6 protein-coding genes and 4 tRNA genes are annotated in these 11525 nt (G+C 65.2%); 6 read left to right on the forward strand and 4 right to left on the reverse strand.

The annotated features are described in order from the left end of the window. Nucleotides 1-123: 123 nt before the first annotated feature. Nucleotides 124-196 (reverse strand) — tRNA-Arg (locus HMPREF3088_RS07130). A 158-nt stretch (nt 197-354) separates the two neighbouring features. Here HMPREF3088_RS07130 and HMPREF3088_RS07135 point away from each other — a divergent pair. After that, nucleotides 355-1332 (forward strand): diaminopimelate dehydrogenase, encoded by a 978-nt coding sequence (locus HMPREF3088_RS07135; RefSeq protein WP_012361163.1) that lies wholly within the window; start codon nt 355-357, stop codon nt 1330-1332. Nucleotides 1333-1484: 152 nt separating this feature from the next. On the opposite strand, the gene HMPREF3088_RS07140 is transcribed toward HMPREF3088_RS07135, so the two are convergent. After that, a tRNA-Arg gene (locus HMPREF3088_RS07140) sits at nt 1485-1557 on the reverse strand. Between the two features lie 173 nt (nt 1558-1730). Beyond that, nucleotides 1731-1818, reverse strand: a tRNA-Ser gene (locus tag HMPREF3088_RS07145). Nucleotides 1819-1935: 117 nt separating this feature from the next. Between HMPREF3088_RS07145 and HMPREF3088_RS07150 the strand changes: the two genes are divergently transcribed. Further along, a complete protein-coding gene (locus HMPREF3088_RS07150; protein WP_210401512.1) occupies nt 1936-3045 on the forward strand; it encodes a pyridoxal phosphate-dependent aminotransferase in 1110 nt (369 codons plus the stop codon). A gap of 80 nt (nt 3046-3125) precedes the next feature. Here HMPREF3088_RS07150 and HMPREF3088_RS07155 read toward each other — a convergent pair whose 3' ends face one another. After that, nucleotides 3126-4787, reverse strand: a complete 1662-nt coding sequence (locus tag HMPREF3088_RS07155; RefSeq protein ID WP_246818104.1) for an SLC13 family permease — start codon at nt 4785-4787, stop codon at nt 3126-3128. A gap of 223 nt (nt 4788-5010) precedes the next feature. Between HMPREF3088_RS07155 and HMPREF3088_RS07160 the strand changes: the two genes are divergently transcribed. From HMPREF3088_RS07160 to HMPREF3088_RS07175, 4 genes are all read left to right on the forward strand, one after another. Beyond that, nucleotides 5011-5958, forward strand: a complete 948-nt coding sequence (locus HMPREF3088_RS07160) for a hypothetical protein (RefSeq protein WP_246818105.1) — start codon at nt 5011-5013, stop codon at nt 5956-5958. Between the two features lie 142 nt (nt 5959-6100). Then, a complete protein-coding gene (locus tag HMPREF3088_RS07165) occupies nt 6101-8803 on the forward strand; it encodes a YhgE/Pip domain-containing protein (protein ID WP_256374475.1) in 2703 nt (900 codons plus the stop codon). After that, nucleotides 8803-11034 carry a YhgE/Pip domain-containing protein gene (locus HMPREF3088_RS07170; RefSeq protein ID WP_070759091.1) on the forward strand — a complete coding sequence of 744 codons (2232 nt, stop codon included), beginning with the start codon at nt 8803-8805 and terminating at the stop codon, nt 11032-11034. Before HMPREF3088_RS07165 ends, HMPREF3088_RS07170 begins: the two co-directional genes overlap by 1 nt. 385 nt (nt 11035-11419) lie before the next feature. After that, a tRNA-Ser gene (locus HMPREF3088_RS07175) sits at nt 11420-11504 on the forward strand. Nucleotides 11505-11525: the final 21 nt, after the last annotated feature.

Raw genomic sequence — 11525 nt, forward strand, 5'->3', positions numbered from 1 at the left:
GCCGAGCCAGACACACATTTTGACCCTTAACCCCTTTTTGCTACTTAACCCCCCTCCGGACTCGCCACAAAAAGCAAGAAACCCCTGGTGGGGCCGAAGCCACCAACCAGGGGTTTGAACTCGTGCGCCCGAAGGGATTCGAACCCCTAACCTTCTGATCCGTAGTCAGATGCTCTATCCGTTGAGCTACGGGCGCAACAGGGCATAACTATACATGCCACCCCACAGAAGCGACAAATCGCAGCTCCACGCACCAAAAAATGGAATTTTTGCGTGCCTAAACCTAGTGGTGGCCCGAATAATCGGCGTAACGTTGAAGGCCGACAACAAGCCACTCCAACGAAAGGAACACGCATGGCGACAATCAAGGCCGGCATCGTGGGGTACGGCAACCTCGGCAAGTCCGTCGAAGCCGTCATCAAGCAGACCAGCGACATTGAACTGGTGGGCGTCTTCTCGCGCCGCGACAGCCTCGACACCGACGCGCCGGTCATCCCCGTTGCAGACGTGGCTGAATACGCAGACAAGATCGACGTTCTCTACCTCTGCCTCGGCTCCGCCACCGACATCCCGGAGCAGGCACCGGAGTTCGCGAAGTACGCCTGCACCGTGGACACCTACGACAACCACCGCGACGTCGCCCGCCACTACTCCGCGATGCAGGACGTCGCCGAGAAGGCCGGCAACGTCGCCGTCGTGTCCACCGGCTGGGACCCGGGCATGTTCAGCCTCAACCGCGTGTACGCAGCCGCCGTGCTGCCGGGCGCGCAGCAGAACACCTTCTGGGGCCCAGGCCTCTCCCAGGGCCACTCCGACGCCCTGCGCCGCATCGAGGGCGTGGCCTCCGCCGTCCAGTACACCCTCCCGGCCGAGGAAGCCCTGGACAAGGCTCGCCGCGGTGAGGCCGAAGGCATCACCGGCAAGAACGCCCACAAGCGCCAGTGCTTCGTCGTCCCAGAAAGCGACGACGCCGCACTGAAGGAGCGGATCGAGAACGACATCCGCACCATGCCGGACTACTTCGTGGGCTACGAGGTCGAGGTGAACTTCATCAGCCAGGAGGAGTTCGACAAGAACCACACCGGCATGCCACACGGCGGCCACGTGATCACCACCGGCGAGCTGGGCGCGACCCGCACCCACCACACCGTGGAGTACACCCTGGAGCTGGACCGCAACCCAGACTTCACCGCAGCCGTGCAGGTCGCATACGGCCGCGCCGCCCACCGCCTGAAGGAGTCCGGCCAGACCGGCGCCTTCACCGTGCTGGAGATCGCACCATACCTGCTGAGCGAGAAGTCCCTGGAGGACATGCTCCGCGAGGACGTCTAAGCGCTTAACCCCGCCGCCAGGCTGGCGCGGAAACACAAGAAGGGCCGCCACGGGATGAACCGTGGCGGCCCTTCTGACGTCGTTAAAAAGAAAGTAGAAAGAAAACAGCGCCGTGGCCACCCACCTGGGCAGCGACGACGCTGTCATAGGAGTGCGCCCGAAGGGATTCGAACCCCTAACCTTCTGATCCGTAGTCAGATGCTCTATCCGTTGAGCTACGGGCGCAGTACTCCAACAAGGCCACGCGACGGCACAATCCACTCGGACCACCACAGGCGCACCACACGCCCCACAACACTGTCCGAAGCTGAAAAACCCCAGCGCCTCACCACAAGAACTGGGCAGCTTGAAACCTCGACGGTTTCGGCAGCTCATCAGCGAACAGCCTTGTTGAAGAGCGGAGACGAGAGGATTCGAACCTCCGGTCCGCGCAATGCAGACAACTCCTTAGCAGGGAGCCCCAATCGGCCACTCTGGCACGTCTCCAGCATCTGATCAGGACAGGGCGAACCCGCCTGACTAGACGATGTTCAAGCATACACAACGGGTGTGAGGCAGACAAACGCCGCCGACCAGGCATTCCGGCGGAGTACGATGCCAGGCATGGTACGTTCCGATCTCTCCAAACTTCCCGCATACGTTCCCGGAAAGGCGCTGCCGGATGCGCTGCGGCTGGCTTCCAATGAGACGGCCGCAGCACCCCTGCCCGCCGTCCAGGAAGCGGTGGCGAATGCTGCGGCGGGACTGAACCGATACCCGGACATGGGGGTCGCAGCCCTGCGTGGCGAGCTCGCTACCTGGCTGTCCCGCACGCCGGGTGCGCCGGAGCTGACGGCGGAGAACATCGCGGTCGGTAACGGGTCGAGCGCGCTGTGCCTGCAGTCCATTCAGGCCACCTGCCAGGACGGCGACGAGGTCGTGTTCCCGTGGCGCAGCTTCGAGGCCTACCCGATCCTCACGCAGATCGCCGGTGCGCGGCCGGTCGCGGTGCCGCTGAGCAGTGATTTCTGCATCGATTTGGACGCCATGCTCGCCGCGATCACAGAGCGCACGCGACTGATCTTCGTGTGCAATCCGAATAACCCCACCGGCACGGTGGTGCCGCAGGCTCAGCTGGCCGAGTTTGTGGCTCAGGTGCCGGAGCACGTCCAGGTGGTGCTGGACGAGGCCTATATCGAATACGACCGCTCCGGGCTGGCCGGGGATGCGGGCACCAAGGGGGCCGGGGTGCCGGCCAGCGTGAACGGGCTGGCGCTGATGGCGCAATTCCCGAATGTGGCGGTGTGCCGCACCTTCTCCAAGGCCTATGGCCTCGCAGGTGTGCGCCTGGGCTACCTGGCGGGCTCCGAGGAGTTCGTCGAAGCACTGCTCAAGGTCGCGATCCCCTTCGGCGTCAACGCGCTGGCCCAGGTCGCGGGCCTGGAAAGCATCGGCGAGGAAGCGCAGCAGCAGCTGCAGCAGCGCGTGGCGGAGACGGTCGCCCAGCGCGAGCGCGTCATCGAGTCGCTGCCCGAGGAGCTCCAGGTACCTTCACAGGCCAATTTTTTGTGGCTTCCCGTCGGAGAGAAAGCCGAAGCCCTGGAGGCGGCGATGAAGGAGCACGGCATCCTCACCCGTTGCTTCGCAGGCGAGGGCGTGCGCATCACGGTGACCGATGAGGCGGAAACCGAGGAGCTGATCCCGGCGCTGCGCCGCGCCCTGGCCCAGCTCTAGCGCAGCTCTAGGCAATAAAAGCTAGGCAATAAAAAGAGCGCGCCCCCCTCCCGAGTGGCGCGCTCTTTCCTAATAGCGGGCTATAGCGTCAGCCCGAAGACCGGCACCGCCAGCGCGAAGGTCACGATGGTGATCAGGACGATGCCCAAGAGGTTCAGCCACAGACCACCGCGCACCATGTCGCCAATGCGGACATAACCCGAGCCGTAAGCGATCGCGTTCGGCGGCGTTGCGACCGGCAGCATGAACGCCGAGGTAGCAGCCAGGGCGACCGGGACCGTCAGCAGCAGGACGTTCATGTCGTTGCCCGCGGTCAGGCCCGTACCGACAGCCACGCCGCCCATGATCGGGAGGAAGGCCGCGGCCGTCGCCGTATTCGACGTGAACTCCGTCAGCACCAGGATGACGATGGCCGTCGCGGCGATCAGCAGCACGATCGGCAGACCACCCAGGCCACGGGCGACCTCACCGATCCACAGGGAGAGGCCGGACTTGTCGAACATGGAGCTCAGCGCCAGGCCACCGCCGAAGAGCAGCAGCACACCCCACGGGACCTCCTTGGTGTGCTCCCAGTCCATGACGCGGCTACCGGAACCGTCGGCCGGCAGCATGTACATCAGAATCGCGGCGGTGATGGCGATGGTGGCGTCGTCGATGTTGTGCTCCCAACCAGCCCAGTCGGAGATGACCGGGACGAAGACCCACGCCAGGGCGGCGAGCAGGAAGATGGAGCCCGCGGTCTTCTCCGCGCGGGACATCGCACCCATCTTCTCCAGCTCCTCCTGGATGAGCTCACGGCCACCCGGGATCTGGTCCATCTCCGGCTTGAACACCGTGATCAGCACGAGCCAGGCCAGCACCATGAACACGGCAGCCATCGGCACACCGACCAGCATCCACTGGCCGAAACCAATGTGGATGTCGTGGGATTCCTGCAGGTAGGCAACCATCAGGGTGTTCGGCGGGGTGCCGATGATGGTGCCCAGCGAGCCGATGGAGGCGGAGTAGGCGATACCCAGCATCAGGGCGGTGGAGAACTTCTTCTGCTTCGAGAAGCCACCCACCATGTCGGCGGTCAGCCCCAGCACGGACATACCGATCGGCAGCATCACCACGGCGGTCGCGGTGTTGGAGACCCACATGGACATGAACCCGGTGGCGATCATGAAGCCCAGCACCATCTGCTTCGGCTTCGTGCCCACCAGGGTCACGACGCGCAGCGCGAGGCGGCGGTGCAGGTTCCAACGCTGCATGCCGAGCGCGAGGATGAATCCGCCCATGAACAGGAAGATCGTCGGGTTGGCGTAGGAGGGCGAGACCTCCTTAAACGGCACCACGCCCAGGATCGGGAAGGCCACGAGCGGCACCAGGGCGGTGGCTGCCAGCGGCAGGGCCTCAGTCATCCACCAGGCGCCCATCAGGACGGCGATCGCGGCGGTGATGCGCAGCGCGTCAGCGTCGAAGGGGCCCTTCTCCGCATCCGGGTGCGCCCTGTTCACGACGTCCGCGGCATCGGCCGGGAAGATTGCGTAGACGAGGATGGCGAGCAGGACGCCCACGAACAGGCCGACGACGGCGCGGCGGCGGGCCTTCTGCTCCTGTTCGGCGCGCTCGGTGATGAGGTCGGCGTCGACCTTCTGCTCCGGGGCGGGCGCGGTGGTGGCGGTGGCCGTGGTGCCGGTGTCCTGTGCATCGCGTTCGACCACGGTGTTCTCCGAATCGCGATTCTTGGGTGCGCTCATCAGCTCCCCCATTCTTATCTGGGCTAGCGACGTTGCTAGGCCGTGTTCGTGAGGTGGATCAACCGGTAGCCGGTTGTTGCGCTGCCGGTTTTCACCCCTATTGTCGGCTATCTTCAGCATTAATGAAAATTTCCCGGGCACTGTGTGTCGGATAGGTTCCTGTTCGACCCCCCCATATTTTTAGGACGTCTCCCCCTGAACGCTCGGTTATTAAGAGGTATTGATGAAAGATCCCACTCGGATTCCCGGGGTGATGCAGGTACTGCAGCAGGCGTGGGAGGCACAGCCGGAGCTTTCCTTCGCGGAGCTTTTCGCGCGCCTGGAGCCGTTGGGGGTGGCCCGTAACTCTTCGGATGAGGAGCTGCTCGCGGCCCTGCATGCTGAGCTGGCGGTGCATCCGTGGGCTTTCGAACCAGGCCGGGGTGGCGCTGGAGATGACAATGGGGACGGCGCTGACGGCGCTGCGGCCGCAAACGTTGCTGCAAGCACGGGGGACGCAACCACGCCTCCACGTGGCGCCACCCCCGAGGCCCAGCAGCTGGCACGCGTCGAATTGGGGGCAAACGCCGGAGCTCCCGAGCGGGTGGCCACGATCGGCGGCGGCTGGGCCGTGATTCGCCCGGCGCGCTTCCCCGCCCCACACGCCCGGCCCGCCACGGCCAGCCGTGGTGGTCGGTCCGGCTCGTCCCGCCGCGGGGGACGGCGGAACCAGCGCGGCTCGGCCGATGCGTCGGCTTCCCTGATGCAGCCGGTGATGTGGGAGTACGAGGCTGTGTTGCGCTGCCGCCCCGGCGAGCCACTTCGGCTGCGCAGCGCGCAGGGCTCCGAGCACCGTTTGGGCCTGGTGCGCCGCATCACGGTGCTGGACCTGCCAGCTCAACCGGAAGGCATGCGCTCACTGGGCGGCCTGCAACACAGCCAGCTAGGCGACCGGGAGTACATGCTGAGCTTCGATTCGGGAGCCACCGCGCTCGTGGGCCGGCAACTGTGGCTCACCCATATCGCCCGGCGCGAGGTGGCCCACGAGTTCCTGCGCTGGCGAGTCCTTAGCCGGGCCGAGGTCGGGTCCCCGCTGGCCTACCGTGCACCGCGGGGCGAAGCGCCGGGGCGGGCCGACGCTGCCACGGAGCTGACGGAGCTGGGCGCGATCACCCGCATCCTTCCGATTTAGGCCTGCTGAGGGCAGCGACTTAGCTCCCAGCTGAGTCAATTTGCCCGCTAAGCGCATTTCTCCTGCGCTAGGCGCGGCGCCCCTCCTCCCCTCCGGGCAGCAACGAGTGCTCAACAGCCTCCAAAAATGGTACGGTCACGTGGTGAACACCGCCTGGAAGATCTTTATTCGAGACCTCAAGCGTCTCGTGAGTGTCCGTAAAGTGTGGGTCATTCTCATCGGAGTCATGATCACTCCCGCGCTTTACTCCTGGGTGAACGTCGCAGCTTTCTGGGACCCCTACGGCAACACCGAAAACATCAAGGTAGCCGTCGTCAACGAAGATCGCGGCGCGTCATCGCCGCTCACGGGGTCGCTGAACATCGGCAACGAGGTCGTCGCCGAGCTCAAAGAAAACGACGAGCTCGGCTGGCAATTTATGTCCAAATCCGAGGCCGATCACGCCCTCGCGCGTGGCGACGTCTTCAGCAGCATCGAGATCCCCGACCGTTTCTCCCGGGATCTCCTCTCCACATTTCAGGGAACCTATAGCCAGCCGCAGCTGATCTACCGGCCGAATGAGAAGCTCAGCGCCGTCGCCCCGTTGATCACCGATGCCGGCGCGTCCGCGATCAACGACCAGATCACCAGCTCCTTCAAAAAGCAGCTGGGCGAGACGGCATCCAAGAAGGTCCGGGAAGAAGGCAACAGCATCTCCGGCCGCCTCGACAACAGCAAAAACAAGGCCGTCACCGGGCTGGACGACACCCTCGCGACACTGGACGAGGGCCAGGAATCCCTGGACAAAATGAAGGGGCGCGTGGCCGGCGCCCGCCCCACCATCGCCGCCACCAAGGATGCGCTGAACTCCGCTCACGGCACCCTTGAGGACGCCAAGTCCACCCTCGCGGAGGTCGATAAGTCCGTCGCGATCGTGCAGCGCATGGTCGCGGACTTCTCCGATTCCGCCGGCGACGCCTACGCCCAGGGCACTGCCGCCCTGGCTGAGGGCACGGCCGCCGCGAACTCCTCCGTCGCCGGGGTCAGTAGCGCCGCCGAGCAGGCCGGACGACAGATCGCCGGCGCCAGCGAGCAGACCACCCAACTCGTCGACCTCGGGGACCGTAATATCGCGCAGCTCCGCGGTCTGATGGACGCCGCAGGTGTGGGCCCAACCGTCGCTGGCCCGCTCAACGCCACCATCGACGAACTGCAGCGCAGCAACAACGCCAACCGCCAGCTACTCGCAGACCTCAACGCCGCGGGCAAGAGCACCAGCGAAACCGCCAAGGTGCTGCGGGAAAGCTCCGAGGAGCTGACGCAGGCCGCAGCCGCCGCACGGGACTCCGCGAAGGGGCTGAACAGCACCACGGGAGACACGCTGCCCAAGCTCAACCGCGCGATCAACCGGCTGAGCGCGGCCACCGGCTCCTTCTCCGGGTCCTTGAGCTCCCAGCAGTCGCTGCTCAGGGAGGCCTCGAACGTCCTGGACGGCGTGGATCGGCAGATCGGCGCCACGACCGACGTCATTGATGACTTCAAGGGCAACCTCAGCAGCCTGCAGGACGGGGTCGAGAACGCGAAGACGGACGTCCTGGCCCTAAGCCTCGGCGACGACGAGGCCTTCCGCACCGTCCGCGGGCTGAACTCCGAGGACGTCGGGCAGTTCATGGCCACCCCGGCCACGCTGGTCAACGAGCCGATGTACCCGGTGAAGACCTACGGCTCCGGCATGGCAGCCCTGTTTACGAACCTGACGCTGTGGATCGGCGCGTTCGTGCTGGTCGTCATCTTCCGCGTGGAAGTTGACACCGACAACCTGGGCAAGGCCGCCCGTCGCGTGAGTGTCAGCCAGGCCTTCTGGGGCCGCTTCCTACTGCTCTCTGCCTTCGTGGTGGGTCAGGCCCTGATCGTGTCTATCGGTAACCTGCTGATCGGCGTGCAGACCGTCAGCCCAACGCTGTACACGCTCACGAACGTGCTGGTCGGGTTCGGATACCTCGGGGTGATATACGGGCTTGTCTCCGCGCTGGGTCACATCGGCCGTGGCCTGGCGGTGGGTATGGCGTTCATCCAGATCCCGGGTGCCTCCGGGCTCTACCCCATCGAGATGACGCCCGACTTCTTCAAGATCGTGCACCCCTTGCTGCCGATGACCTACGGCATCGACGCCGCCCGCGAAACCATCGGCGGCTTCTACGGCGCCCACTACTGGCAGGCGCTCGGGATGCTGGGGCTGCTCTCCCTGGTCTTCCTGTTCGTGGGCATGGTCGCCCGACGACGCCTGTCGCACGTGAACCTGATCCTGAACCAGCAGCTCGCCCGTTCCGGCCTGCTGGTCTCCGACAAGGTTCAGGTGGTCGGTTCCGGCTACCGGATGGCGGACGTCATCCACGCGCTGAACAACCACGAGCAATTCAACGAATTCACCGAGGAGCGCACGGCCAAGGTGCTGCGGGACACCCCGAAGCAGATTCTCCGGACGGCCATCATCGGGCTGATCGGACTCGCGGTGCTGGGCGTGGTCAACGCCGTCTTCGACACCGAACGCGCCGCAATCTTCGCGATCGGTATCGCCTGGGCGCTGCTGATCATCTTCATCATCGGCGCGCGGGAGTACACCGGCCAGAGCTACCTGCACGCCCAGGAGCTGGGCGACCTGGATAGCGATGAGCTGCAGTACGTTGCCGCCACCCAGGCGGCCGGGTCCAAGGAATATACCTTCGATGACGAGCACGAGGAACACCTCGCGCGCGCCCACGCCGAGAAGGCCGGGGGCGGCGATGCGGCCGCCGACGGTGGCGAAGGCGCCGATGGAGATAACGGTGGCAACAGCGACGTCGAGAAGCAGGAGGGCGAGAACTAATGAGCAAGATCCGCGAAATCCTGCACCATGACCTGCGGTCTGCCCGCAAGAACGTCATCACCATGATCGTGCTTTTCGGGCTCACCGTGGTTCCGCTGGTCTTCACCGTGTTCAACGTGCTCGCCAGCTGGAACCCCTTCGATAACACCGACGAGCTCAAGATCGCGGTGAGCAGCGAGGACGAGGGCCACAACACCGATCTCGCGCAGGTGAACCTCAACCTGGGCGAGCAGGTGCTGGCCCAGCTGAGCCTGAATAAACAGATCGACTGGACCATCACCACCAAGGAAAACGCGCTCGAGGGCACCCGCTCCGGCGAGTACTACGCCAGCATCGTGCTGCCGCCGAGCTTCTCCAAGGACCTGATGACCTTCTACATCGCCGGCACCGAGCCCACGGAGCTGACGATGTACACGAACCAGAAGAAGAACTCACTGGCCCCGATGATCACGGAGCAGGCAGCTACCGGCGCGATCGACCAGATCAACGAGTCCTTCTCCGAGGTCGTCAACAACGTCGGCCTGGGGCTGGTCAAGGACCTGAACAAGGTCCTCACGGAAGGGGACACGAAGGCTGTTCTCGACCGCATGGAAGCCAGCGTCGACGGGGTGTCCCGCCAGCTGCGGCAGGGCAGCAACTCCGTGTCCTCGCTGTCCTCCCTGGTGGAGTCCACGATCCCGCTCGCCCAAAGTGCCGAGCGCATCACGGACTCCGCTGGGGCCCAGATGGATGCCCTCAACCTGGGCGGAACTGGCGGCCCCGGTGGCTCTGGCGGAGCTTCCGGCGCGAGCGACGAGGCGCTGGCCAACCTGGGCCGGACCTTCGCCGACGCGGCGTCGTCCCTGAGCGAGTCCCTCCAGGCCACCAGCGACAGCTACAACGCGGTGGGCAACAGTATCGACCGCGTCTTCGGGCGCGCGAACAGCAGCCCGGAGGCCTCCGCGAACGAGCTGGACCGGATGGCCGACCGCTTCGACGCACAGCTGGGCGGGCTGAATGACCTGCGCAACACGCTGGAGACCCGCGTGGCCCCAGCACTGCCGATCACCGCGAAGCCCGCGTACCAGCGGGTGCTGAGCAACATCGACGAGTCCATCGCGCGGGCCACCGAGCTGCGGGACACCTTCCGCCGGTCCGCCAAGGACCTGCGCTCCGGCAAGACGGACATGGAGCAGGCGCGGAAGGACAGTAAATCCGCGATCGCGAAGGCTGTCGAGGCCGTCGATAAGGCCAGGAACAGCTACGCAAACGACCTGCAGCCCCAGCTGGCAAAGCTTGGTGACTCCGTGCAGCAGCTCAGCCAGAGCGTGCAGGGCGTGAAGGCGGACCTGCGGCGGGCGAAGGGCACGCTGGGGGACGCGTCGCTCGCGGACTCTTTGGGATCGATGCAGGCAGCCACCGCGGAGCTGTCCAAGAAGCTGAACCAGCGCGCGGATGATGCCGACAAGCTGGCCCGGGAGATCAAGCGGGCCGGCGAGACCGGCGATCTTTCCCGCCTAGCGCGGATGATCGGCAACGACCCGAGCCTGCTGGCGCAGCACATGGCCAACCCCACGGCGGTGAAGCGCGAACCGCTGAACGAGGTGAATAGCTTCGGCACGGGCATGACCCCGCTGTACGGCGCACTGGCACTGTGGGTCGGCGCGCTGATCACCTCAGTCGTGGTGCACACCCGCATCTCCGAGCGCGGGGACGAGACCGAGGAGGCGCTGGATCCGGAGCGCTACAGCCGCGCGCAGGCCTACCTGGGGCGCTTCGGGATCTTCGCGTTGATCGGCACGGTGCAGAGCCTGCTGATGGCGGCCGGGTTGATCTTCTTCGTGGGCATCGAGCCCGCGCACCCGTTCCTGTTTACGCTGGCCTGCTGGCTGAGCTCAATGGTGTTCATGCTGGTGGTGTACACGCTGGTGATCTCCTTCGGTAACGCGGGTAAGGCCTTGGGCGTGCTGCTGCTGGTGTTCCAGGTTTCTGGCGCGGGTGGCGCGTATCCGCTGGAGCTGCTGCCGGGCTGGTTCCAGTCCATGAGCCCATTCCTGCCGGCGACCTACGCGATCCGGGCGTTCCGCTCCTCCATCGCTGGGATTTACCAAGGCGATTACTGGCTGGACCTCCTGGGCCTGCTGGTGTTCATCCTGCCGGCGCTGTTGCTGGGCCTGGTGCTGCGCAAGGGGCTGGACAGCTACAACCGGCGGATGGACGAGGGCATCGCGGAGTCGAAGGTCCTGGCCTAGGGCGATCTCGTGTTCGCTTGCGGACCGGACCCCAGCGTCGCCCGGCCGCAGGACTGGTTTCGGCGGGCTCGAAGCGTTTGGGCCAGCGAGTAGCGTTTTGGGCCGTAGCGTGTCAGGTTTTGCCCGATACGTGACACAGCACAGCCCAAAACCGGTAAGAGTCACCAAGGTGGACCCCGAGCCCGCACGCCCGCCTGCCGAATGAGCAAGAAGCGTTTTGGGCCGTAGCGTGTCAGGTTTTGCCCGTTTTGTGGCACGGCACGGCCCAAAACCGGTAAGAGTCACCAAGTTGGCCCCTCCAGCGCGTCCCCGCGCCCCGATGGGCCAGGCGTGGCACAGTTCCGTGTGCGGTTTAAAGGGGCACCGGGTAAGCTAACCCGCGCACGGAAGTATGGCAGAGCGGCCGAATGCACTGGTCTTGAAAACCAGCGATGGGCAACCATCCGGGGGTTCAAATCCCTCTACTTCCGCTGTTGTCATCAGTCGCGACA

The organism is Corynebacterium sp. HMSC22B11 (assembly GCF_001815965.1).
Classification (GTDB): Bacteria; Actinomycetota; Actinomycetes; order Mycobacteriales; family Mycobacteriaceae; genus Corynebacterium.